Consider the following 24,505-nt stretch of genomic DNA (forward strand, 5'->3'; position numbering starts at 1 on the left):
CCGGGCCGCGTCCTCGGGGGCGGCCTCGGGGGTCGGGCCGGCCAGCGCGGGCACGGCGCCCGCCACGCCGGCGCCCACGACCAGCGCGCCGAGGGCGCCGGCGCGCAGCACGCCTCTGCGGGTCAACGCCTCGGCGACGACGTCGCCGAAGTAGGTGTTGCCACTGGTGTTGCCGGCCTCGTGCGCGCACGCGTTGCCGCAGCGGAACTGGCAGGTCATCGCCGAACGGCCGGACTTGTGCGGGCTGGGAAGCAGCGGAAGATGCCGGTTCGCCACGGGAAACTCCAAGGGTGTGCACGGTGGTTCGGCTGGGACGCTACGGCGGGCGTCGAAACCAGAGGTGAACGAGAACCTCCGGGACGATGAACGCTCCCAGGGAGGAACCGGGCACCCAACCGGCCCTTCTCCCCCACCGGACGGAGCACAATGGGCGGGTGCCACCACGCAGACCGGACCCCGAGAAGCTGAGGGCCGCGCTCGACGCCCAGCTCGTCGCCCTCGACCAGCCCGCCTACGACGGCCCCGCCGCCGCGTTGCCCGGCGCCCTGGTCGAGGCCGTGCTGACCGCCTACGACCGGGGTCTGGAGCCCGAGCGTGACGCGGCCCGGCAGGCCGTGCGCCACCTGCTCGACCGGCTCGCCACGGCAGCCCCCGGCCGCACGGTCGAGGTGCGGGTCCCGCCGTACGCGGCGGCACAGGTCATCGAGGGACCCCGGCACACCCGCGGGACCCCGCCGAACGTCGTGGAGATGAGCCCCCGCACCTGGATCGAGCTGGCCGTCGGCCGCCGGGGCTGGGACGAGACCGTGGCCGAGGGCGCCATAGCGGCCAGCGGGTCACGCGCGGACCTGTCCGGGCACCTGCCCCTCGCCTGACCACCCGGGGCCGGTTCTCAGCGGGGACGGTCCATCCAGGGGAACCTGCTCCGGAAGCACTGGTCGGCGAGCTCACCGGGCAGCCGGCCGCAGTCCTGCACCACGTTCCAGAACCACATGGCCACGATCGTGAACAGGATCAGCGCGAGAACACTGATCACGATCCCCGCCAGGGCGCGGCCCTTGCCCACGCCCCTGCTGAGCGCGACCCCGCCGAACACGATCGACAGGATCGCGGTCAGCACGCCGGCGAAGCAGACGAACACCAGGAACGGGCTGGCAACCCCCAGCACCAGCGACGCCGTGGCGAGACCGCTTCCCGGCGGCGCCTTCTGGTAGGAGGGCGGGTAGCCGCCGGGAGGCGGTGGCGCGTACCCGCCGGGGCCCGGCATGGGGCCGTAGGGGCCTCCGCCGGGCGGCCCGCCGTACGGGCTGGAGGGCGAGGTCCCGGGCGGGGCGGGCTCGCCGTACGGGCCCGCGGCCCCCGGAGCGCCCGCCGCGTACGGACCGGACGGGGCGCCTCCCGGAGCGCCGGGCGGCCCTCCGTGGGCGCCGGGCGGTTCGCCGGGGGACGGCTGTTCGAAACGGGACGGGGCCGAGGTGCCCGGCGGCGCGGGGGGCGGCTCGGCCGTCCCCTCCCAGCCGGGATAGGCGGGGGTGCCGCCCGGCACCGGGTACGCCTGCGTCGTCTCCGCGTCCGGCTCCTCGTCGCCCGGCAGGCCGCCCCGGCCCCCCGTCGGCTCCGGCACCTCGGGCGTGGTGGGCTGGTCGGGCCCCGGCGGATGCACCGGCGGCTCCCCACCGGGCTCCGGCTCCGGCACGGGACGCGGCTCACCGCCCGGACGTGGCCTCTCGGGCGGCGGCACGACCGGAGGCACCGGGCCGAGCGGCGGTTCCGGCGTCCCCGGACCGGCCGGCGCCGAGCCGCCGGACTCCTCGGGCCCGGAGGGGCCACCGGAGCCGAGGTAGTCGTCGCCGTCCTCGCGCGGCTCCTGTCCCGGGCGGGGCTGGTTCGGATCCCCAGGTGTGGTCACGTCTGCGTCTCCCGACGGGTATTGCATGCCGGACACTTCACCCTTACGCGCAGAGCAGCCCAGAAAGGGTGTGACACGGTAAAACCCCGTCCATCCTTGGGACACCATGCGTCCAAGCGCCCCCGTTCCCACCGCAGCACGCCCCCGATCGGGCCCCGGGTGTGCGAGCAGCGAAGTGACCGACCTAAACTGAAGTACGTGCTGAAAGGCGACGGCCGGCTCGGCCATGACCTGGACCCCGACGATCGAGCTCCCAAGGACGCCTGCGGCGTCTTCGGCGTCTGGGCCCCAGGCGAGGAAGTGTCCAAACTCACCTACTACGGGCTGTACGCGCTGCAGCACCGCGGCCAGGAGTCCGCGGGCATCGCAGTCAGCGAGGGCAGCCGCATTCTCGTCTACAAGGACATGGGCCTGGTGGCCCAGGTCTTCGACGAGTCCGTGCTGGGCACCCTGCGCGGTCACCTGGCGATCGGCCACTGCCGCTACTCCACGACCGGATCCAGCGTGTGGGAGAACGCGCAGCCCACACTGAGCTCCACCGAGGTCGGCGGGCTCGCGCTGGCCCACAACGGCAACCTGATCAACACCCCGGAGCTGGCCCAGCGCCTCGATCCGGGCGCCACCCGCGCCACCACCGACACCGAGGTGCTGGCCTCGCTCCTCGCCCAGGACCGCAGCAGGTCCGTCGAGGACTCCGCCGCGGAGCTCCTGCCGCAGGTCAAGGGCGCGTACTCGCTCGTGTTCATGGACGAGACCACCCTCTACGCGGCGCGCGACCCGCAGGGCATCCGCCCGCTGGTGCTGGGCCGCCTGGAGCGCGGCTGGGTGGTCGCCTCCGAGACGGCCGCCCTCGACATCGTGGGCGCCACGTTCGTACGGGAGATCGAGCCCGGCGAGCTGCTCACGATCGACGAGCAGGGCGTCAGGTCGCGCCGCTTCGCACTGGCCGAGCCCAAGGGCTGCCTGTTCGAGTACGTCTACCTCGCCCGCCCCGACACCACGATCGCCGGCCGGGGCGTCCAGGTGACCCGGGTCGAGATCGGCCGGGTGCTGGCCCGCGAGCACCCCGTCGACGCCGACCTGGTCATCCCCACGCCCGAGTCCGGCACCCCTGCCGCCGTGGGCTACGCCGAGGAGAGCGGCATCCCCTACGGCCAGGGCCTGGTGAAGAACTCCTACGTCGGCCGCACGTTCATCCAGCCGTCGCAGACCATCCGCCAGCTCGGCATCCGGCTCAAGCTCAACCCGCTGCGCGAGGTGGTGCAGGGCAAGCGCCTCGTCGTCGTGGACGACTCCATCGTGCGCGGCAACACCCAGCGCGCGATCGTCAAGATGCTGCGCGAGGCCGGGGCCAAGGAGGTGCACGTGCGCATCTCCTCGCCGCCGGTGTCGTGGCCGTGCTTCTACGGCATCGACTTCGCCACCCGGGCCGAGCTGATCGCCGGCTCCCTCTCGGTGGAGGAGATCCGCGCCTCGCTCGGCGCCGACTCGCTCGGCTACATCTCGCTGGAGGGCCTCACCCGGGCCACCACCATCCCCGCCGACCGGCTCTGCCGGGCCTGCTTCGACGGCACCTACCCCATCCCCATCGACCAGGACAACGTCGGCAAGTACGTACTGGAGAGCAAGGCGTGACGAGCTACGAGGCCGCCGGCGTCGACATCGAGGCGGGCGAGCGCGCGGTCGCGCTGATGAAGGACAAGGTGGCCCGCTCGCGCCGGCCCGAGGTCGTGGACGACGCGAGCGGCTTCGCCGGGCTGTTCGACGCCTCGGCGCTGCTGAAGTACGAGCGGCCGCTGCTCGCGACCTCCACCGACGGCGTGGGCACCAAGGTCATGATCGCCCAGCGGTACGGCAAGCACGACACCATCGGGATCGACCTGGTCGGCATGGTCCTCGACGACCTGGTGGTGTGCGGGGCCGAGCCGCTGTTCATGACCGACTACATCGCCTGCGGCAAGGTGGTGCCCGAGCGTGTCGCCGAGATCGTCGGCGGCGTCGCCGAGGGCTGCCGGCTGGCCGGGGCCGCGCTGGTGGGCGGCGAGACGGCCGAGCACCCGGGGGCGATGGAGCCCGACGAGTACGACCTGGCGGGCGCCGGCACGGGTGTCGTGGAGGCGTCGGCCATGCTCGGGCCCGAGCGGGTGCGTGAGGGCGACGTGGTGCTGGGGCTCGCCTCCTCGGGCGTCCACTCCAACGGCTACTCGCTGGTGCGTCACGTGGTGCGCGAGGCGGGGCTGTCGCTGGAGGCGGAGCTGCCCGAGCTGGGCCGGCCGCTCGGCGAGGAGCTGCTGGAGCCGACCCGGATCTACTCCCTCGACTGCCTGGCCCTGGCCCGGACGGTGGAGGTGCACGCCTACGCGCACATCACGGGCGGCGGCGTCGAGGGCAACCTGTCGCGCTCGCTGCCCGGCCACCTCGACGCGCTGCTCGACCGGTCGTCGTGGACGCCGCCGGCGATCTTCTCGGTGCTCGCCGGGCACGGCCGCGTCGAGCAGAAGGACATGGACCGGACGTTCAACCTGGGCGTCGGGATGGCCGCGATCGTCGCGCCGGAGGCCGCCGACGAGGCGGTGCGGCTGCTCACGGAGCGTGGGCTGCCGGCGTGGGTTCTCGGCGAGGTCGTCCCCGGCTCCGGCCAGGCCCGCTACCGCTGACCGTCCCGGGTTCCGGGCCGCTCGTCCGAGCGGCCCGGAACCGGCGCGCACTCATGGGAGTGGCCCGGCGTCCGGCCGCACGACCCCGGGCCGACGGGCACGGGTCTGGACGCTCGGGACGCGTGAAGCTGCTTGAGGCATGACGAAAGCCCCACGGGCGGGTGTCCGTGGGGCCCTGCGCGATGGAACACGCGGTCCCACCCGGCGCGGAGGTCACACCGGGTGAGCGGCCGCGTCAACGAGACGAGCGGCTACCGGCGGCCGGAGCGGTCGTCGTCGTCTCCGCCCGCGTAGTCGTCGGCGTAATCGGCATAGCGATCCGCGAGCTCGTCGTTGAGGTCGTCGGCGTCGTCATTGCTGGAGTCTCCGACCCCGAGTTCGTCGCGAAGACGGTCAAGATCTGTGCCACCGCTGTTGTACTTCAGCTGGCGAGCAACCTTGACCTGCTTGGCCTTTGCTCGGCCGCGCCCCATTGGCTCGACCCCCTCATGTGGGGTCGTCCCCGACCCCTCGTCGCTAACGCACCACACGCTGACGCCACCTGACTATGGGCGTCAGCCTATCGTTCGCCTATTACCGTACCTGTTTTGTGCCCAGCTCGGTACGTCGTATGGGCGCGGGGCGTCAGTGGCCCAGCCAAATGGCCCGAATCCGCCCGACTTCCGACATTCTGCGCTCGGCTAGCCTATCGGCTGCGACGGCCGGAGGTACGCCCTCATCGCTCGCGATCGCGAAAATCTTGAGCGTGGTGTCGTAGATCCGGGCTGCCTTGGCCCTGGCCCGTTCCATGTCGAAACCGCCGATCTCGTCGGCCACCTGGATCACGCCGCCGGAGTTGACCACGTAGTCGGGGGCGTACAGGATGCCACGCTCGGCCAGCTGCTTCTCGACGCCGGGGTGCGCCAGCTGGTTGTTGGCCGCCCCGCAGACGATCTTCGCGCGCAGCCGCGCCACCGTGGCGTCGTCGAGGGCTCCGCCCAGCGCGCACGGGGCGAAGACGTCGATGTCGGCGCCGGTCAGCGCGTCGGCGTCGGCCACGACGTCCACCTCGGGATGCCGCTCCCGCACGCGTTCCACTGCGCGCTCGGCCACGTCGCAGATCACGACGTCCGCGCCGTCCTCGCGCAGCAGCTCGACCAGGCGGTGGCCGACCTTGCCGACGCCCTCGACGCCGACCCGCCGGCCACGCAGCGACGGCGTGCCGTACACCCGCTCGGCCGAGGCGCGCATGCCCTGGAAGACGCCGAAGGCGGTGAGGATGGAGGAGTCGCCGGCGCCGCCGTGGGCGAGCGTGCGCCCGGTCACGAAGCGCGACTCCCGCGAGACGACGTCCATGTCCTCGCTGTAGGTGCCGACGTCGCAGGCGGTGATGTAGCGCCCGCCGAGCGACTCGACGAACCGGCCGTAGGCGCGCAGCAGCGCCTCGCTCTTGTCGCGCGACGGGTCGCCGATGATGACGGCCTTGCCGCCGCCGTGGTCGAGCCCGGCCAGCGCGTTCTTGTAGGACATGCCGCGTGAGAGATTGAGCACGTCGGCGAGCGCGGCCTGCTCGCTCTCGTACGGGTAGAACCTCGTGCCGCCGAGGCCGGGGCCGAGGGCCGTGCTGTGGATGGCGATGATGGCGCGCAGGCCGCTGCGCGGGTCGGCGCAGAAGACGACCTGCTCGTGCGCGTCCTTGTGAGACGGGTCGAAGACGTCGGTCACGGTAGTGACTCCCTGTCCGGTCCGCCGCTCCTTCGCGGCGGGAGATCACCTCTCAGGGTAGTGGCCGCAACGGTGCAAGCAGGTTGTCTTCATGACACGATGCCTCCGTGCTGCCCTATGCCGCGTATCTCCGAGTCTACGAGCCGTTGACCGCCTTCCCCGAGCACGAGCGGAAGGCATGGACCGAGTACGCCGACTCACGTGACCGTCCGCGTCGCGCGAACGCCCTGAACGCCGAGCACGGCGAGTCGATCAGGCGCCTGCTCGGCAGGCCCCCTCACCCGGTTCCCGCCCAGGAGAGCCCCAACGCGTATCTGCGGCGCGTGGAGGACCGTCTCTATGTCTGCCCTTGGCAGACGCGGCTGCGCTCCTGGCTCGCGTTCTCACGGCTGCGCGGCGCCACCCCCGCCAAGCTGATGGACCGGCTGGTCCCCCAGGCGATCGCCGAGCAGACGGCCGACGACTTCGACAGGTACAAGCGCGCGGCCGGCTCCTCCGCCCTGCGCACCCACATCCGCACCACGGCGTGGCACGTGCCGTCGTCGTGGTTCGTGCCGTTCGACGGCAACGAGCGCTGGCTGGTGCTCGGCGGCGCGGCCCCGGGACAGGACGTGACGACGGCCACGGGGCGCAACCTCATCTATGTCACCTCGATGGCGCAGGCCCGCAGGCGCGCGGCCCGGGCCCTGCAGGTCCTGCGGCGGCACCTGGGCGAGGTGGCGGCGCACATCGACGTGGAGGACGTGGCGCGCTGGCTGGAGGAGTTCCACCCGCACTCGCTGGTCGAGCTCGACTACGGCGGGCTGGTGCATCTCATGGACGACGAGGCGCTCCAGGCCGACCAGTCGGTGGCGGAGCTGTCGGCCGCTCTCACCGGCCTGGACACGGGTCAAGAAGAGCTTGCCTACGCCATGTATCAGAGGGTCATCCTGCGCTGGAAGTCAATGCAACTTCTGGAATCTGCCAACTGAGCCCCAATACAACCGTCTGACCTGCATGAGTGGGTCATGACTAGCGGCTGCTCGCTTCTGCGAACTGAGCAGTTTGCCGTTTTCACTGCGATACCACGAAACGTGTCGCTAGAATCACCGAGCGTGACATCGCCATGGGGGCGGGCAGTTGGGTCAAAGAAGGGCTCGCCAATCGCTCTGCGTGGCGGTATGGTCACTTCGGGTGATGCCGCATATGGGCCAGAAAAGCCGCACGCTTTGGGCCATAGGGGGACATCCGTGACACGCGCACAGGCAGTCACAGGATCGCTGAGCCGGTCCACACGGAGGAGAGGCCGCACAAATGTCAGCTCGTACACCCGAGGCCGAGCCACTGCTCACGCCCGCCGAGGTCGCGACCATGTTCAGGGTCGACCCCAAGACCGTCACGCGGTGGGCCAAGGCGGGCAAGTTGACGTCGATCCGCACCCTCGGAGGACACCGGCGTTACCGGGAGACCGAGGTCCGCGCGCTTCTGGCGGGCATCCCGCAGCAGCGCTCGGAGTAATACGAGGTCGTCACGGACCTCAGGGGGGTTGAAGGGTGGGCCTGGCCGGAGGCCCGGTCCACCACTGTGACGACGGACGTCGCTCCGGGAAGTTGGCGCCGCCCGCCCGGCGCCATTCTTCCGGCCCGCCCCTGTGCAGGTCACCCCCGCTTCGTGAGGCGTGATCCCCGCTTGTGAGGGGTCATCCCGGCCGGTCCCCCGTCAGCGCGTGGAGAAGCCGGGCGGCCTCACCGTCATGGCGTGCGGCGACACCCAGCAGAGCCGTCATGTGCTCCACGAGGAGCCGCTCCAGCTTCGCGCGTTCCATGTCGCGGTGTTCGAGCCAGTCGAGCCCCGCCGTCTCCACCGAGGCGATCCACGACCGCAGCGTCGCCCGCAGCACCGGGCTGGGCTCCGCCACGCGCATCTGCCGCTGGATCAGCAGGAACAACCGGCGGCGCACCCCGTCCACGATCTCGCCGACCTCGTCCTCGCGGCCGGCCGGGCCGCCGCGCAGCAGCGCCGCGTAGCCCGCCGCGTGCCCCTCGACGAAGTCGAAGTAGCTCGCGAGCCCCGCGGCCAGATCCTCCAGCGGCCGGCCGTTCCCCTGGGGCCGCAGGCGCGACTCCAGCTGCTCCGCCGCGCTCCTCAGCGCGGCCACGTAGAGCTCCTGCTTGCCGCCGAAGTAGTGGTAGACCAGCGCCCGCGAGGCCCCCGCGCGTGAGGCGACGTCGTCGATCGAGACGTGCTCGGCGTCGCGCCCGCCGAACAGTTCCAGGGCGGCCGCTATCAGCTCCTCGCGGCGACGGTCGACGGTCAGCCTGCGCCGCGCCGGCCGCGTCGTCTCTGTCACAGGCAGCACAGTACAACCAGCCCGCTATCCGCCCGGATGTCGCCATAGCGGACATGTACCGCCATGGTCAATATGAGGCTTCCCTTACCCGAAGCCGTACCCTGCGGGGAACTCGATCGTTTGGTGAGACAGGTGCCCAACTTCGCATCGCGGGGGAGACCCATGTCAGGACCACCCGTCAAGTCTTCAACCATCAACGACCTCCGGGACATACCTCGACCAAGACCCACCATCCGCAACGTCGCCGAGCGTGCCGGCGTCTCGAAATCGCTGGTCTCGCTCGTGCTCCGCGGCTCACCGCACGTGAGCGAACACCGGCGGCAGGCCGTGCTCCAGGCGGCCCGCGAACTCGGCTACCGGCCGAACGCGGTCGCGCGCAGCCTGGTCGAAGGCCGTACCCACCTGGTCGGCGCGCTCGTCGCCGACCTGCACAACCCCCTGTACGCCGAGGTGCTCGACGGCCTCCAGGAGAGCCTGCACGGCGACGGCTTACGCATGCTCATCGGCAACAGCCAGTGGGATCCCGCGTTCGAGGACGAGGCCGTGGAAGCCTTCCTGGAGCTGCGGGTCGACGGGCTGGTGCTGCTGGGCATCGCACCGACCAGCGAGACCCTGATGGAGGCCACCTCCTACACCCCGACGGTCGTCATCGGGGAACGTGACATCGATCTCGGCGGCGTCGACACCGTGGTCGACGACGACCAGCTCGGCGCCCGCCTGGCCATCGACCACCTGGTGGAGCTCGGCCACAAGCGGATCGCGCACATCGAGGGCGCCCGGCCGACCCGCTGCGAGGGCTACCTCGTGGCGATGCGCCGGCACGCGCTCGCCCCGTACATCATGGTCGAGGCCGCGGAGTCGACCGAGGAGGGCGGGCGCAAGGCCGCGCTCGCGCTGCTGACCCGCGACCCCAGGCCCACGGCGATCTTCGCCGCCACCGACGCGGTGGCGCTCGGCGTGCTCTCCGCCGCGGCCGAGCTCGGCCTCGGCGTGCCGGGCGACCTGTCCGTCGTCGGCTACGACAACACCCACCTGTCCGCCTCGCGCCACATCTCCCTCACCTCCGTCGACCAGCCGCGCCGCGCCATGGGGCGCTCGGCGGCGGCCCTGCTGAGCGACCGCATCGGAGACCCCGCGAAGGTCGCGCGGCTGCGCCAGGTCACCCCCGAACTCGTCGTACGGCGCAGCACGGGCCCCGCCTAAGAGCGGCCAAAGCCTCGGTCAAACACACCCGGACCCCCCACCGCCTGGAGGTTTACTCGTCAGGGTCATGCGATGCGCGGCCGTACACGGTGCGGTCGCGAATCTGATCCGGGGGACAGTCATGCGTGATCCAGAACTGGTTTCCTGCGCCCAGCGCGCCGCGTCGGAGCTCGAACGCGCCTGGGCGCAGTGGCGGGCGAGCCGGGGTCGTGCCGGCGACACCGGCGGCGAGTCCGTGGCCAGCTACGTCGCCCACTCCCTCGACCACCCGTGGGGACGTCCCCGCGTCGTCCTCGGCCTCGACGCCGAGGACGCGCGGGAGCTCGCCGCCCTCCTCCAGCGCCAGGAGGTCGGCGAGCGCGTCTGGTGAGAGCGTCCCCCACGCCTTCGGCGAACGCGCCGGGACAGGGCGCGCCGTGACGTAAGTTGGAGCTCATGCGTGCTCTTCCCGTCACCCTCCTCACCGCCTGCGGCCTGATCGCCACCGCGTGCGGTACGGCCAGCGCGGGCGGCGCCCCGGCCTCCGGCGTCCCGGCCGGGCAGACCACCCCCCAGGCCGCCGCGCCCCCGGCGGACCCGGGAGCCGGGCGGGGAGCCGGCGGAGCGTCCAAGCGCGACCCGGCCACCGGGACCGCCCGGGCCGGGTCGCTGGCCGGCAAGGTCGTCGTCATCGACCCCGGCCACAACGGCGGCAACTACCGCGACCCGAAGGCCGTCAACCGCAAGGTCAACGTGCTGACCCAGTGGAAGGCGTGCGACACCACCGGCACCTCCACCAACGACGGCTACACCGAGGCCGCCTTCACCTGGGACGTGTCCAATCGGCTGGCCAAGATCCTCAAGAGCCGGGGCGCCACGGTCAAGCTGACCAGGTCCGACAACAACAGCGTGGGCCCGTGCATCACCCAGCGGGCCGCGATCGGCAACCGCGCCAAGGCCGACGCCGCCATCTCCATCCACGGCGACGGGTCCGCGCCCGGCAACCACGGCTTCCACGTGATCATGCCGAAGAAGATCGGCGGCCCGGTCGACCCGGTCGTCGGCGACTCGCGCAAGCTCGGCCTCGCGGTCCGCGACTCCTACCGGAAGGGCACCGGCCTGCCGTACTCCACCTACATCGGCAGCAAGGCGCTCGACTTCCGCTCCGACCTCGGCGGCCTCAACCTCTCGACCGTGCCGAAGGTCTTCATCGAGTGCGGCAACATGCGCAACGCGGCCGAGGCGGCCAAGTTCCGCGACCCCGCGTTCCGGCAGCGGGTCGCGCTGGCGCTGGCGAACGGCATGCAGCACTATCTCCAACCATGATCCCTCGCCCCCGCCTGGTCCGTCGCCTGTCCGGCTCCTGCGAGCTGACCCCCGGGTCCGTCGTGTCCGGCCCCGCCGAGGCGGCCGACGCCGTGCGCGTCGCCCTGCCGGGGCTCGACCTGCGGCCCGGCGACTCCGGTGACGTCGACGTGCGGCTCGACCCGGCTCTCGGGCCGGAGGCGTACCGGCTGGTCACCGGCTCGCGCGGGGTGGAGATCACGGCGGGCGGCCGGGCCGGGGCCTTCCACGCCGCGCAGACGCTGCACCAGCTCCTGCCCGACGCCTCCTACCGCACCCCCGCCGGTCCCGGTCACGGCCGCGGGTGGAGCGTGCCGGGCGTGCGGGTCGAGGACGAGCCGGTGTTCGCCTGGCGCGGGCTCCACCTCGACGTGGCCCGGCACTTCTTCCCCAAGCGCGAGGTGCTGCGGCTGATCGACCTCATGGCGGCGCACAAGCTGAACCGGCTGCACCTGCACCTCGTGGACGACCAGGGCTGGCGGGTGGAGAGCAGGGCGTACCCGCTGCTGCACGAGGTGGCCTCGCACCGGCCGCGCACGGCGATCCACCAGCGGGGCGAGCCGGAGCTGTACGACGGCGTCGCGCACGGCGGCCACTACACCCTGGACGACCTCGCCGAGGTCGCCGCCTACGCGCGGGCCCGCGAGGTCGTGATCGTGCCGGAGATCGACGTGCCCGGCCACGCCTCGGCCATCCTGGCCGCCTACCCGGAGCTGGGCGCCACCGGCGAGCGGTACGACGTGCTCGACCGCTGGGGCATCTCCCCCGCGATCCTGTCGCCCCTGCCGGCCACGGTGGAGTTCCTGGCCACGATCTTCGACGAGCTGATCGGCGCCCTCGGCCCGACCCCGTTCGTCCACATCGGCGGCGACGAGGTGGTGCTCGACCACTGGACGGCCTCCGCCGAGATCGACGCCTACCGCGCGTCGCTGGGACTGGAGTCGATGCCGGCGCTGCAGGCGTGGTTCCTGCGGCGGCTGGCCGACGCGCTGGCCGACCGGGGCGCGCGGGCCGTGGTGTGGGACGAGGCGTTCGTCAGCGGCGAGCTGCGACCCGACACCGTGGTCATGCCGTGGCGCGGCATGGGCGTCGGCCGCCGCGCCGCCGCGGCCGGCCACGACGTGGTGGCCACGCCGGTGTTCCCGCTGTACTTCGACTACGCGGAGTCGGCGTCGCCGGACGAGCCGGTGGCGATCGGCGACACCATCACGGTGGCGGACGTGGCGGCGTTCGACCCCGCCCCGGTGGAGTGGACGGACGAGGAACGCGCGCGGGTCCTCGGCGCGCAGGCCCAGCTGTGGACCGAGCGGATCGCCGACGCCCGCACGCTGGACTACCGGATCTGGCCGCGGGCGTGCGCCCTGGCGGAGGTCACCTGGGGCGGTCGGGCAGGCCCGGACTTCGCCGACCGGCTCCAGGCCCACCTCGGGCGGCTGGACGCGCTGGGTGTGGAGTACCGGCCGCCGGCCGGGCCACGGCCGTGGCAGCGGCGCCGGCCGTACCGTGCGGGCGCCGTGCGGGTCGCCGACGTCATGGAACGGCTGGAGAGCATGACCCACGACGCCGAGTCCACCCGGCCCAGCGTCTAGGGTCATCCGCCTGAAATCCGTCGGCAATATTTCGCGAGGGATTCGAGGATTCCCTCGGCGGTCTTGGTCCAGATGAAGGGCTTGGGGTCGGCGTTCCAGCGGTCCATCCAGGCGCGGAGGTCGTCCTCCAGCGCCTGGACGCTCTTGTGGACCCCGCGGCGGATGAGCTGGTCGGTCAGGTAGCCGAAGCAGCGCTCGACTTGGTTGATCCAGGCGCTCGGCCGGCACGGTTTTGTCGATGGGGGGCGAGGAACTTCTCGAATTCTGTGGCGCGGTGCCGGCGGTGCGGTTCGCCGATGACGGTCCCGTCGGCGAGCTTGAACGTCGTCGTGCGGTGCGGCTCGAGGTCGAAGGCCCGCCGGATCCGGCCGATCGTCGACTCCGACAGCCCGCTACGCCGCGCCATCGAGGCGCGGGTCCAGTGCGTGGCACCGGCCGGGGTCTCCTCCAGCGTGGCCGCCACCACTTGCTCGACCTGGTCCAGGCTGATCGACGGCGGGCGGCCCGGGCGTGGCTCATCGATCAGCTTGTTGTCCATGCCGTCCGCGCACGACAGCGCGATCTTGGCGCGCATCGCCAGGATCTGCGCGGACTTGGCCCGCCGCGCCCACCGCTGCAACACCACCCGCTCGGCATCCGACACCGCCAACTCCGCTTTGGGCCGGCCCGTGTGCGCCTCGTCAGCCAGCGCCTCGCACCCGGCCCGGGCAACCGCCGCACGCCACTTGCGCACCGTACTCTCGGCAAGGCCCGACTGCCGCGCCACCCGCGCCGTGCTGATGCCCGCCCCCGCACACGTCAGCACGATCCTCGCCCGCCACTCTCGACGACTCCGCCGACATGCCGATCAGCTGAGCCCGTTCCCTCTCTGATAACCGGATCTCCACCGCAGACGGACCTGGATGCGCCATACGGACTTATCGGGCGGATGACACTAGATGACGTCGATGACTGCGGTGACCTGGCCCCGCGCCGTCCTCCCGACGAGGACGACCTCACCGGGCGTGTCGGTTGCCCTGTCCGGCAGTGCCTGCCAGTGAACGGGGATTGTGGCGATGGCGTTGTCTGCCGTGGTGAGCTTACGGACGGAGGAGGGGAGTGCTGGAGTCCTGCCCGCCCGGGTGGTGACGTAGACGGCGTCTTCAAGGATGTGCCTGGCTTGGCTCGCGTTGAACACGTTGATCGACGCGTGCGGCTCCCAGGTGTTGGGCGACTCGGGCACGGCCCGGAACATCGGCTGGTAGCCCGCCGGCTCCCAGACCAGCACGCCGGCCCCCTGGTTGTCGACCACGTCGTTGGCGGCCTGGAAGACCCGCTGGACAGCGTCTGCCTGGCCCTGGACGGTGCGGGGAAAGGGGGAGTTGGGCAGGGGCGAGCCGTCGCCGCCGGACGCGGGGTAGGCGGTCTCGGCGATGTCGATCTCGTAGTCGGGGTAGGTCGTCGCGATAGTGTGCAGGTTGAGATCCAGGGCGTCGGGCGAACCGTGCCACTCCGGGTAGTACGAGATCGCGAGCACGTCAGGGTTCTGGCCCTTGGCCTTGACCCGGGTGAGGAACTGGCTCCAGAACTCCATGGTCTTGGCGAGCCGTCCGGCGTCGACGATCACATGGATCTCCACCTTCGTCTTCGGCGACGCATCCCGGACGGCCTTGATCCCGGCCGCGGCCAACGTGGTGAACCGGTCCCACGCCTCGTCGTAGAGCCGCTGCTCGACCGGATCGGTCGACTGCCAGTAGCGCCACAGCAGTCCGCCGCCGGGCTTGGACTGGTAGATGCCGGCCCGGTTGACGAAGTACGGCGGGTTGGTCGTGCCGATCAGGGCCGCCTCGCTGCCGTACAGGAAGCCGTTGATGATCTCATTTCCGACGGCCACCTTGTCCGGTGTGGTGCCCTGCTTGATCAGCTTGCGGAGGTAACCGCCGGTGAAGTCGTACACCGCCTGCGTGAGGTCGTCGAACTCCAACTCGGCCCAGGCACGCGGTTTCGGCTGCTTGGACGGGTCCGCCCAGGAGTCCGCGTAGTGGAAGTCGATGCCGAGGCCCATGCTCCGGTCCTTGATCCACCGTGCCGACTGCAGCGAGCGTTCCGGCCCCTGGCGCGGGATCGGTGTCGGTTCGCCGGTGCTTTCGTCCCTCGGCTCGTTGAAGATCCGCAGCCGGACGTGCTCCATGCCGCGGTCCTTGGCCACATCGAGCAGGCGCGGTCCGGCGCCCCGGTCGGCGGCCAAGGGGTTGACCCAGTATTCCTGGGTCTGGACGTCGTCCATCCAGGACAGGTCGGCGCCGAGAATGAGGTCGTCGCGCAGGTAGTTGAAGATCTGGATCTCGCTCACCCCGACCTTGGAATGCCCCGACGCGCCGGTGACCGTGAGCCGGACGAAGCGTGTTCCCGGCCGGGTGAACAAGTGCACCGCTCCCCGTGACGCAGCTCGGTTGCGAGATCTGTCGGCGATCGTGGTCCACCTGCGACCGTCGGACGAGGCCTCGATGATGTACCGGTACACCACGCCACGGTCAGCGAAGATCACCTTGACCTTCCGCAGATTGTTGTAGGCGCCGCCCAGGTCGGCGGTCAGTCGCTGTGGCGCGCTGGAGCCGTCCGCGTACCAGGACGTCGTCGGGTCTCCGTCAATGGCCAGTCGGGCGGTGGGCGCGCCACTGCTCGCCGTGGCGGAGGCCCAGGACTTGGCGGCGATGTTGCTCTCGATCGGCTTGATGTGCGCGGTGCCGAAGGTGGCGTGCGCCGGCGCGGGCGCTGTGACGCCCGCCACCAGCGCGGTCACGAGCACAGTGAGTGCCGCGGTGACCCGCGCCCCATATCTGTTGATCATGTTTCCTCTCGAGGTGGGCGGCTGCGTTGGTCAAGCAGCCGGTGGCGCTCAACCTGAAAGGCTGCGCGGAAGGACACGTAGGTTCGTGTGCGATATCCACGAGATTCGTCCTGTGCACGTTCACAGACGGAAACCTCCGTGAGACATCTGGGCGGAGCCGGACGCTGTGACCTCCAGGAGCCGGGCGCAGCCGCCGCGGCGCCGCGCACACCCTCCTGGCCGCACGTGGTGAGTAGTCAGCCAGCCGTGGCGCCGGAGTCGAGGTAGTCGATGTTGGGCAGTCCGGCCGCGGTGGTCGGCTGCACTCGGATGGTGTTGCCGCCGGCGTTGAGCGGGACCGTGACGGTCTTGGTGGTCCACGTCGTCCAGGCGCCGGTGGATTCGAACGACATCGTCGCTACCGTGGATCCGTTGACGACCAGGTCAGCGGCTCTGGCGCCGCTGGCGCCGTTGGCGAACCGGATCCCGAGCGTCGCCGTAGCGGCCGCCGACGCGTTCACCGTGAACTGGGCATAGGCGCCGGCCGCGTTGTCGCCGTTGCAGAAACCGCTGCCGGAGAAGCCGGGCCAGTTCGCGTCGATCGTGCCCTGACAAACCGCCGGCGCGGTCTCCGCCTCGTGACGCTGCCCCGGCGGAGTGTCCCCAGACGACCTGACGAGTCCGAGGTCGTCGACGAACAGGTATCCGTTGCCGGAAGCCGCCCGGATCGTGATGGTGGCCGTGCCGGCGGACACCGGGATCTCCGCGAGTTCGCGACGGGTCCAGCCGCTGGATGCCGGGATGTCGAGCGTGCGCGAGGCACCGCCGGCGTCCGTGATCGTTACCTGCGCGGCGCTGAGCGAACCGGTGGTCCTGGCAGACGTGGACAGCCTGTAGACGCCTGCCGGCACGGTGATCTGTTGCCGCACGCCACCCGCGTAGAACTGGGTGGTCCCGATCCGCAGCGCGAATCGGGACCCGTTCGCGCCGCCGTCGACGTTGGTCACGATCGAGGTCGGGCCGGAATCGCGAAAGTTGGTCCATCCCTGTACCTGGGGGACGATGATGCGGTCGGCCTGGAAATCGGGGTTGAGAGCGTAGTTGTTCGCAGGCCCGACGCGCCACTCACCGGTCGTGGCGTTGAACTGCCACTGGCTCACCGAGTGGAACTGGGGCCGCGCACCGGTCCTGGTCACCGGCATCCACTGGTTGTACCCGATGCCGTTCCAGGCGAAGTCGGCCCAGCGATCGCCTGCGAAGATCACCGTGTTCTGCTTGGTTCCCTTGACCGTCACGAAGAAGCCGGTCTGGGTCACGTGGCTGTAGTCCATCTCGGTGCCGGCGAGGGTGTACTCACCTGTGTAGGAGCCTTGAATGTTGCTGCTGGTCGACTCGATGACATGGGTGACCGAGGTGTTCCAGCCGTGCAGGTCGGACGAGGCGTGGTAGTACTTGCCGTCGAGCTTGAACATGGCGTTGCCCTCGCGGCCGGCGGAGTTGTACCCGATCTGCACGGCGGGCTCCACCCGCAGCGAGTCGGCCTCTCTCAGCTTGGCGACGAAGGCACGAGAGCGCCCCTGGCGGTTGGAGAAGATCAGGTAGTCCTTCCCGTCATCGTCGGTGAAGACGGTCTGATCTCCCGTGCCCGTCGTCGGAGAGTTGACGACCTGGGTCTGGAAGTAGGCGTAGTCGAAGGTGTCGGTGGGCGAGTCGCCCCGGAGGAACAGAACCCCATCCCCGCCCATCGCCGGGAGATACGCCTGCACGACCAGCACGTACTTGCCGGTGTTCTCGTTGTAGGAGACGCCCAGCCGGCCTACCCAGCCCGCCTGGCCGAGGGTGGCCCCGCTGCCGAGGCTCGTGGAGCGCGTGGCGACGCGGTTCTCGAACTTCCAGTTCACCAGATCCTTCGACGAGTACACGGGGATCGAGACGAACGTGACGTCGCCGTCGTACTTCCTCGTCGGATTGGCCCGGTAGAGCTCGGCTCCCGTGTAGTGCACGCCGTACCAGTAGTAGGTGTCGCCGAACTTGAAGACGCCGCCGCCCTGCGAATAGATGGGGTTGCCGCTCGTGTCGTTCCAGAAGACATCGTTCGTGATGGTCTGGAACGTCCCGTCGTCGGCGGCCACGAGGTTGCCGGCGGCGGTCGTCAGCGCCGTCTTCGCGGCGGCGACCTCCGACGCGGTTGCCGAGGCGTCGGCGGCGACGCCGTCCGCGACGGCCAACGCCTTGGCGAAGGGCCCCCAGGAGTCGCTCGTGTACTTGCCGGCGGGGCGGGTCTTGTAGTCCGCGACCAGACTCTTCAGGCCACGAACCATGACCAGACCATCAGCGGCCCTCTGGAATTTCTCGCGGGCGGTGGCGTCGTCGCCTCCTCGTTGAGTGAGTGAGTCGCTGGCGGAGGAGAATGCCGCCCACGAGCCGGCGGTGTAGTCCGCGGCAGAGTGGTTGGAGACGCGTCCGTCGCGAGCCTCGAGGGGTTCAGCCGCCGCGGCGGGGGCACCGGATGCCGCCACAGACATGACCAGCCATGCCGCGGCGACGAGCCCTCCCCGCTCCAGCGTTCTACGTAAGGTACCGATCATGGTGCTGCCCTTCGTTCATCGTGGCGCCGGCGCTCTCACCCGTTGACGTCGAGGTAGCCGACGTTGGGCGGTCCGGTCTCGGCGGTCAGCTACGCGTTCAGCGGACGTGGATGTCGGGTCGCGGCGGGGTGCTCATGCCGTCGCCGAGGAAAAAGGTGGTGGCGAGGTGCCGGGGGCACCGCAGTGGCGCGGCGCCGCCTGCACGGCGGGCCATCGGCTTCTCACGGGCTGGCGTCTCAGGTGCCACGGGCCCTGGCCTGGCGGGGAGCGGGTGGGTGCTCGGCAGGCACGGTGTCGGCCCCCAGTGGAAGACCCTGATCGCACCGGCGTTTCGCGCCGCGCTCCGCACCGCCGCGGACTGTCGGCGGTCGCAGTCAGGCAGATGTCGTGTCACCGAATGCTCTGCGGCAGCGGGCCGGGGCGGGGATCGGGGGCGACGTCGCGAGTGGGTGGGGGATGCGACCACATGTCGTCCTCACAGACTGGGATGAGGCTCTGTGAACGTGCACAGTAATGCAATCCCTGACGCACTGAAAGGGCTTGGATCAAATCCGAGGTAGGGGCGCTGCTTGTCAGCAGGAAACCGCGGTCGTCGGCGAAAAGCTCCTCTTCATCCCTGTGAACGTTCCCAGAGGTGCGCTATCCGGAATGCAGAATGTGAAAGTTTCATGCGCCCCCTCCATCGGGCGCATGGAGAAGCCGGCCGACCGCGCGGGCGTGGCAAGCGAACCGGATGACGTCAGACGAAGTCTTGGCGGGAAAGACTGGCGCTCTGTCGCAACCGGTTCGGCCGGCCCTGCCGCTGGAGTCCGCCGTGGCGACCGCCGACCGTCCCGACAACCCCTATCCCGCCACCCCGGCGGCGAGCCGCTTGCTCGGAAACCGCATGCTCACAGGCGCCTCACCACGCGGGCTGCCCGCTGAAGACGATCACCGCGCCTGCTCCGCTCGCCACGCCGTCCCTTGCCTCCCGCTGGAGGAAAGTCGTCGATGTCAGGCTCGGGTCGAAGCACAAGGCGGCGCCGATGTTCGGCGCGGCAGGGAGTCTCCGGCACGGAAGCCGTCCACGTCGGCCGAGCACTTGCGCCGCGAAGGATGGGGCGCCGAGCCGAAGACGCCGGAGACCACCTCGGGCCGAGAGAGAACGGAACCTTGACGAGCCGATGTCAACGCTCCTACGCTTGCGCCGCTATATCGATTTAACTGCTCCGACCCCCAGGAGCTACCATGCGCCCCACTCGATTACCCCTCACGATCGAGGCCGCCCTCGTGTGTGCGCGTGCTCCCCGCCACGCCCGCCGAGAGCCGGACCACGGACGGGACGGAACGCCTCAACCGTGCTCGGTCGCCCTGACGACACCTGATGGGGTATTCCTGAGCTGGCCTTTTCTGGATATCAAGGCGACCGGAGCCGGAACGGGCGGCAGAGCGGGTGCCCGCTTCGGCGTCCACCATAAGGGTCGGGCCGATCGTCACGGTCACCGAGACCGCCAACGCCCTGGAGCCCGCCCGCACGCCTGCCTCCACCTACGCCATCGCCTCGATCATGAAGCGCAAGGAGGGTAGAAGCACTCTCGCCCGCACTTCTGAATGAATCGTTTCATACCGTCCAGCTTCCCTGCCCGTCGAGGGCTGTGGCCCCGGCTCAGCCCATGGGGCACGCCCATCTCACCTGAGTCGTGCCCGTAGCCCGGGATCGTCACGTCGTTCGATCGACCGCCGGCGCAACCAGAGTCCTTCGCAAGTCGGCGGATCAGCGGTTGCCCACTGTCATGTCAAAGACGACAGAGACATCTCCGCATCGAAGGGTCCATGCCATGACCGGAAACGAAACAGGCACACCACGCGGTTTGCGCGGCGTACCGTCCTGCTCGGCGCGGCGGCCGGCGCCTATGCCCAGTTCACGGTGAACGCGTCGGCGGCCGCTACGGCGACGCTCGGGATCCGGTTCGCCAACGGCGCCAGCGGCGCCAGAGCCGCCGACCTGGTCGTCAACGGATCCACGGTAGCGACGATGTCGTTCGAATCCACCGGCGCCTGGACGACGTGGACCACCAAGACCGTCACGGTCCCGACCACCGCGGCCGGACTGCCCAACATCGACCACCTCGACTCCGGCGCCACGGCCGGCTGACTACTCACCACGTGCGGCCAGGAGGGTGTGCGCGGCGCCGCGGTGCGGGCTCATGACGCTGGACCCATCGAGGTCGCTGCTGCGGGCCCGCCTGGCACGCCGTACTGGACAACGGCTGGACCCCGGCCGACATCGACAACTCGGCACGCGCCGCGCCTCCCGGTCGATCTGCCGCCGGCTGGAGGCACCCGGCGACGGACCCATCCCCACTCCCGTCGCCACAGCATCCCCACATCCAAGGAGTCATCCATGACCATGCGACGGCGGACATTCCTCAGCGTGAGCGTGGCCGGAGCGGCGGGCCTCGGCCTGTCCCAACTCGGCGGGGGGCGGGCGCTCGCCGGCGTCGGGCTGCTGGACCCCGCGCCGACCACGCCGTTCGCGGTCGGCGTGCGCAGGTACGACTGGACCCGCGGCAGCCGCCCGTGTACCACCTACGTCTACTACCCCGCCACCGGCACCCCCGGCGGCAACCCCGTGACGAACGCCCCGGCCGCCGGCGGTGTCTTCCCCGTGTACAACTTCACCCACGGCTACGGCAGCAGCCCGCAGAACTCCCTCTTCATCATCCGGGCCCTGGCCGCGGCGGGCTTCATCGTCCCCGCACCGCACTTCAACCACAACTTCAACGACGTCAACAACGGCAACACCTCCAAGGACGTCTCGCAGATCCTCACCCAGACCCTCGCCCTCAACACGAGCGGACCTCTGGCCGGGCACATCAACACCGGCATCGGCGTCGGAGTGTCGGGCCACTCCCTGGGCGGCATGGTCACCCATGGCCTGCTGACCTCCTGGCCCGACAGCCGGATCGTCTCCGCCAACCCCCAGTCCTGCGTGGACATGGGCAATCCCGCGGCCTCGGTCTCCGCCAAGGTCCTGTTCGTCCACGGCGACCGCGACTCGACCACGTCGTACTCCTCGGCCCGGCAGGCGTACACGGAGATGACCTGGCCCAAGGCGTTCCTCACCTTCGTCGGCGGCACCCACACCAGCTTCTGGAGCGACAACCGTTTCCCGAACACCGTCGTCGACTGGGCCCGCTGGACCATGTACGGTGACACCGCCGCACGGGACCGCCTCCCGGCCGACGCGGCCGGGAGCAACACCCGGTGGGAAGCCCAGCTGGGTGACTCACCCGGCGGTCCGGCCGCCTACACCCTGGTGGCCCAGCACAGCGGCAAGGCCGCCGACATCAACGAGGCCTCCACCGCCGTCGGCGCACGGCTCATCCAGTGGACCACCAACAGTCGCCCCAACCAGCAGTTCGAGTTCGTGGACTCCGGCGACGGCCACGTCCGCGTCAAGGCCCGGCACAGTGGCCTGTTCCTCCAGCCTACGGGTACCGCGACCGGCGCGGACGTCGTCCAGCAGGCCGACACCGGCGCCACCGGCCAGCAGTGGCGCGTGGTCGACCACGGCGGTGACGTGATCAGCCTCGTCAACCGGGAGTCCGGCCTGGCCCTGGACGTCTGGGAACACTCCACCGCCGACGGCGCCCGCATCTCGCAGTGGATCTACAGCGGCAGCCCCAACCAGCGCTTCACCCGGCGCCGCGTCTGACACGTGACCTGTCGGGGCACCGCTCGGGCGAGAGGGCGGGCGGTGCCCCGACAGGTCGCCGGCAACCCTTCACAACCGCACGGGACGGGTTCCATGACACAACTTCTCCACGATCGGACCTCACCGCGGCGTCCGCGCAGACGTCCCACCGCATTCGTCCTCGTCGGCGCACTGATCGCCGGCTGCACCGCCGCACTGGTCACGGGCGGTGGCGCCAGCTCAACGGTGGCCGGCCCGTGTTGACCTCGACCGTGGGTACCCGCGGCGTGCGCGACCCGTTCATCATCCGTTCGCCGCAGGGCGACAAGTTCTACCAGATCGCCACAGACCTACGGATGCACGGCAACGGCAACTGGGACCAGGTCCAGCGGACGGGCAGCAAGTCCATCGTGGTCTGGGAGTCGACGGACCTGGTGAACTGGAGCGTGCCGCGCCTGGCACGCGTCTCACCGGACACGGCCGGCAACACGTGGGCCCCGGAGGCGTACTACGACGAGGGAGTCGGCCAGTACGTGGTGTTCTGGGCGTCGAAGCTGTACTCCGCCGGCGACCCGAACCACATCGGCAACACCTACAACCGGATGATGTACGCCACGACATCCGACTTCCGGACCTTCAGCGCCGCGCAGGTCTGGGTCGACAAGGGCTACTCGACGATCGACTCGACGCTCATCAAGCACAACGGCACCTACTACCGCTTCACGAAGGACGAGCGGAGCTCGTCGCAGACCCCGTGCGGCAAGTTCATCCTCGCGGAGAGGTCGACGACCATGCTCAACCGCAACTATTCGTTCCTCGCCGACTGCCTCGGAAACAAGCGCGGTGGGACGCCCGCAGCAACCCGCTGTGCGCGACGAAGCGGCCGACCCAACTCACCGCCGCCGCCCCTACGTGGGAATGTCCCACAGCCGCCCGTCCTGCTGCCGGAGCAGCACGACGCGCGCGGCCCTGAGGCGCGTCAGCAACTGACGCCTGCAAGTGAGGTTCGGCCCAGGATCCAGATCTAGTGATGGGACATCTCATGACACTGATCACGGCGTCTGATGGACACTTATCAGGACCATCGCCGAGCACCCGGTCGTTGCGCCGGTCGCTGATCGCCCTTGTGGTGACCGCGCTCACCGTAGTGGCGAGCCTCGTTGTCTCCGAGTCGCCGGCCGATGCCGCCACCCGCCAGTTCCGCGGCATGAACTGGGCCGTGCTGGGTGACAACTTCAGTACCGGCACACTCGTGGTGCAGGGCCTGAGCCAGTCCGACAGCAACGCGACAGTACGTGCCAAGGCCGACGCCATCTACGACGACATGGCCTCCACCATGGGGGTCAACACGGTCCGGCTGCCCATCAACACGCACACCGTGGCCAACACGACCTGGTGGAACGCCTACCGCGGCGCCATTGACGCCGCCACGGCCCGTGGATTCAAGGTCATCCTCGCCTATTGGGAGGACGGCGCCGCCTCCGGCGGGAAGATCACGAACATCGCCGCATGGAACACGATGTGGTCCAGCGTGACCAACACGTACGGTTCGAACAGCAACGTCTACTTCGAACCGATGAATGAGCCGCACGGCTACACATCGGCGGAATGGCGCAACGTCGCAGCGAACTGGCTCAGCCATCACACCTCGGCAGTGCCTGGCCGGGTGCTCATCGCCGGCACCGGCTACAGCCAGGACCTGCGGGACATCTGCAACGACAGCCGCTTCAACTCGACGCTGCTGTCCTTCCACCACTACGCCTTCTTCTACGGCGCGATGACCTACGACGCCTTCCGGAGCCACATTCAGACGCGTCTGGGCAACTGCGCCTCCCGCGCGGTCGCCACGGAGTTCGGCGCGCCGATGTCCACCGGCCTCAACTACGGCGACGCGAACAGCACCGACAACTTCGTACGCCACATCCGCGCCATGGCCCAGGTCATGCGTGACAACCAAATGGGCGGCACCTACTGGCCCGCCCTCGGTGGCAAGCCGGGTGACATCGGCTACGACTGGTACTCGATGTACGCCCTGAGCGGCAGCGGCACCGATCTCAACCTGACCGTCCGCAACACCTCCGGCGCTGACCGGATCCGGTACGCCTGGGGCGACACCATCGACTCCACCCCTCCGCCGGCGCCGGGGACGGTCTACAGGATCAACGTGCGCCACAGCGGCAAGGCCATGGACGTCCAACAACCCAACACCGACAACGGTGCGCGCGTCGGCCAGTACACGTACGGCGGCAACGCGTGGCAGCAGTGGCAGTTCCAGGACGCCGGCAGCGGCTACTGGCGCGTCATCAGCCGTCAAAGCGGAAAGTGCCTCGACGTGGTGAGCGCTTCAACCGCCGATGGTGCCGAGCTCATCCAGTACACCTGTGGCACCGGCACCAACCAGCAGTTCCAGATGGTCGCCAACGGCGGCTACTTCCAGCTCCGGGCACGACACAGCAGCAAATGCGTGGACGTACCGTCCGCATCGACCGCGGACGGCGTGATCCTCAAGCAGTATCCATGCAACACCGGTACCAACCAGCAGTGGTCGCGCACGGCCGTCTGACGGTCGTCTCGACGTGACCGCGGATCCGCGGTACGGCCCTCACAACCCCGGTGCCGCGCTCGTGCTGTGTGCTCGGTGCCGGGGGAATCCGCCTCACCTACCGACGACGCAATGCTTGTCCTGATCACCGTCGAAGGCAGGTCTACATCCCTTTC

19 protein-coding genes and 3 pseudogenes are annotated in these 24,505 nt (G+C 70.1%); 13 read left to right on the plus strand and 9 right to left on the minus strand.

Annotated elements, in window-relative coordinates; translation table 11 throughout:
- Positions 1-276 (minus strand): annotated as a pseudogene (locus AB0H81_RS11405) (phosphatase); the annotation flags it as partial.
- Between the two features lie 158 nt (positions 277-434).
- On the opposite strand from AB0H81_RS11405, the gene AB0H81_RS11410 reads away from it, so the two are divergent.
- Entirely contained in the window at positions 435-875 is a 441-nt protein-coding gene (locus AB0H81_RS11410; protein WP_358372552.1) for a sterol carrier family protein, read from the plus strand.
- A gap of 17 nt (positions 876-892) precedes the next feature.
- Here AB0H81_RS11410 and AB0H81_RS11415 read toward each other — a convergent pair whose 3' ends face one another.
- Complete coding sequence (locus tag AB0H81_RS11415; protein WP_358372554.1) at positions 893-1,909, minus strand: DUF4190 domain-containing protein; 1,017 nt, start codon at positions 1,907-1,909, stop codon at positions 893-895.
- Positions 1,910-2,107: 198 nt separating this feature from the next.
- On the opposite strand from AB0H81_RS11415, the gene purF reads away from it, so the two are divergent.
- The gene (gene purF, locus AB0H81_RS11420) at positions 2,108-3,544 is read left to right on the plus strand and encodes an amidophosphoribosyltransferase (protein ID WP_358372557.1); all 1,437 of its coding nucleotides are present in this window, start codon (positions 2,108-2,110) and stop codon (positions 3,542-3,544) included.
- Positions 3,541-4,566, plus strand: coding sequence for a phosphoribosylformylglycinamidine cyclo-ligase (gene purM, locus AB0H81_RS11425; protein WP_358372558.1), 1,026 nt, complete (start codon positions 3,541-3,543; stop codon positions 4,564-4,566). The genes purF and purM overlap by 4 nt, the downstream gene beginning before the upstream one ends.
- A gap of 251 nt (positions 4,567-4,817) precedes the next feature.
- Here the strand turns inward: purM and AB0H81_RS11430 are convergent, their stop codons facing one another.
- Entirely contained in the window at positions 4,818-5,039 is a 222-nt protein-coding gene (locus tag AB0H81_RS11430) for a DUF3073 domain-containing protein (protein WP_358372560.1), read from the minus strand.
- 151 nt (positions 5,040-5,190) lie between these two features.
- Positions 5,191-6,270 carry a Glu/Leu/Phe/Val dehydrogenase dimerization domain-containing protein gene (locus tag AB0H81_RS11435; protein ID WP_358372563.1) on the minus strand — a complete coding sequence of 360 codons (1,080 nt, stop codon included), beginning with the start codon at positions 6,268-6,270 and terminating at the stop codon, positions 5,191-5,193.
- Between the two features lie 107 nt (positions 6,271-6,377).
- Here AB0H81_RS11435 and AB0H81_RS11440 point away from each other — a divergent pair, with 107 nt between their 5' ends.
- Together AB0H81_RS11440 and bldC are read left to right on the plus strand one after the other, a co-directional pair.
- Positions 6,378-7,241 (plus strand): hypothetical protein, encoded by an 864-nt coding sequence (locus AB0H81_RS11440; protein WP_358372566.1) that lies wholly within the window; start codon positions 6,378-6,380, stop codon positions 7,239-7,241.
- A gap of 322 nt (positions 7,242-7,563) precedes the next feature.
- Positions 7,564-7,767: a developmental transcriptional regulator BldC gene (gene bldC, locus AB0H81_RS11445; protein WP_013133571.1), complete on the plus strand. Its 204-nt coding sequence runs from the start codon at positions 7,564-7,566 to the stop codon at positions 7,765-7,767.
- Between the two features lie 181 nt (positions 7,768-7,948).
- Here bldC and AB0H81_RS11450 read toward each other — a convergent pair whose 3' ends face one another.
- Entirely contained in the window at positions 7,949-8,599 is a 651-nt protein-coding gene (locus AB0H81_RS11450) for a TetR/AcrR family transcriptional regulator (protein WP_358372568.1), read from the minus strand.
- A gap of 162 nt (positions 8,600-8,761) precedes the next feature.
- Between AB0H81_RS11450 and AB0H81_RS11455 the strand changes: the two genes are divergently transcribed.
- From AB0H81_RS11455 to AB0H81_RS11470, 4 genes are all read left to right on the plus strand, one after another.
- Entirely contained in the window at positions 8,762-9,802 is a 1,041-nt protein-coding gene (locus AB0H81_RS11455) for a LacI family DNA-binding transcriptional regulator (protein WP_358372571.1), read from the plus strand.
- A gap of 121 nt (positions 9,803-9,923) precedes the next feature.
- Positions 9,924-10,172 (plus strand): hypothetical protein, encoded by a 249-nt coding sequence (locus AB0H81_RS11460; protein WP_358372574.1) that lies wholly within the window; start codon positions 9,924-9,926, stop codon positions 10,170-10,172.
- 65 nt (positions 10,173-10,237) lie between these two features.
- The gene (locus AB0H81_RS11465) at positions 10,238-11,107 is read left to right on the plus strand and encodes an N-acetylmuramoyl-L-alanine amidase (protein WP_358372577.1); all 870 of its coding nucleotides are present in this window, start codon (positions 10,238-10,240) and stop codon (positions 11,105-11,107) included.
- Positions 11,104-12,714: a beta-N-acetylhexosaminidase gene (locus tag AB0H81_RS11470; protein ID WP_358372580.1), complete on the plus strand. Its 1,611-nt coding sequence runs from the start codon at positions 11,104-11,106 to the stop codon at positions 12,712-12,714. The genes AB0H81_RS11465 and AB0H81_RS11470 overlap by 4 nt, the downstream gene beginning before the upstream one ends.
- Before the next feature lie 2 nt (positions 12,715-12,716).
- On the opposite strand, the pseudogene AB0H81_RS11475 reads toward AB0H81_RS11470, so the two are convergent.
- The 4 genes and pseudogenes from AB0H81_RS11475 to AB0H81_RS11490 form a co-directional block, all read right to left on the minus strand.
- Positions 12,717-13,402: pseudogene (locus AB0H81_RS11475) on the minus strand (helix-turn-helix domain-containing protein).
- A 9-nt stretch (positions 13,403-13,411) separates the two neighbouring features.
- Positions 13,412-13,531 (minus strand): annotated as a pseudogene (locus AB0H81_RS11480) (helix-turn-helix domain-containing protein); the annotation flags it as partial.
- A gap of 117 nt (positions 13,532-13,648) precedes the next feature.
- Entirely contained in the window at positions 13,649-15,544 is a 1,896-nt protein-coding gene (locus tag AB0H81_RS11485) for a glycosyl hydrolase 53 family protein (RefSeq protein ID WP_358372582.1), read from the minus strand.
- Positions 15,545-15,780: 236 nt separating this feature from the next.
- Positions 15,781-17,844 (minus strand): family 43 glycosylhydrolase, encoded by a 2,064-nt coding sequence (locus AB0H81_RS11490; protein WP_358372585.1) that lies wholly within the window; start codon positions 17,842-17,844, stop codon positions 15,781-15,783.
- Positions 17,845-19,978: 2,134 nt separating this feature from the next.
- Here AB0H81_RS11490 and AB0H81_RS11495 point away from each other — a divergent pair.
- From AB0H81_RS11495 to AB0H81_RS11510, 4 genes are all read left to right on the plus strand, one after another.
- Positions 19,979-20,245, plus strand: coding sequence for a carbohydrate-binding protein (locus AB0H81_RS11495; protein ID WP_358372740.1), 267 nt, complete (start codon positions 19,979-19,981; stop codon positions 20,243-20,245).
- Positions 20,246-20,494: 249 nt separating this feature from the next.
- Entirely contained in the window at positions 20,495-21,808 is a 1,314-nt protein-coding gene (locus tag AB0H81_RS11500; RefSeq protein WP_358372587.1) for an RICIN domain-containing protein, read from the plus strand.
- 236 nt (positions 21,809-22,044) lie between these two features.
- The gene (locus AB0H81_RS11505) at positions 22,045-22,815 is read left to right on the plus strand and encodes a glycoside hydrolase family 43 protein (RefSeq protein ID WP_358372590.1); all 771 of its coding nucleotides are present in this window, start codon (positions 22,045-22,047) and stop codon (positions 22,813-22,815) included.
- Between the two features lie 101 nt (positions 22,816-22,916).
- Complete coding sequence (locus AB0H81_RS11510) at positions 22,917-24,350, plus strand: RICIN domain-containing protein (RefSeq protein ID WP_358372591.1); 1,434 nt, start codon at positions 22,917-22,919, stop codon at positions 24,348-24,350.
- The last annotated feature ends 155 nt before the right edge of the window (positions 24,351-24,505 follow it).

Origin of the sequence: Nonomuraea sp. NPDC050691 (genome assembly GCF_040654455.1) — a bacterium.
GTDB lineage: Bacteria > Actinomycetota > Actinomycetes > Streptosporangiales > Streptosporangiaceae > Nonomuraea.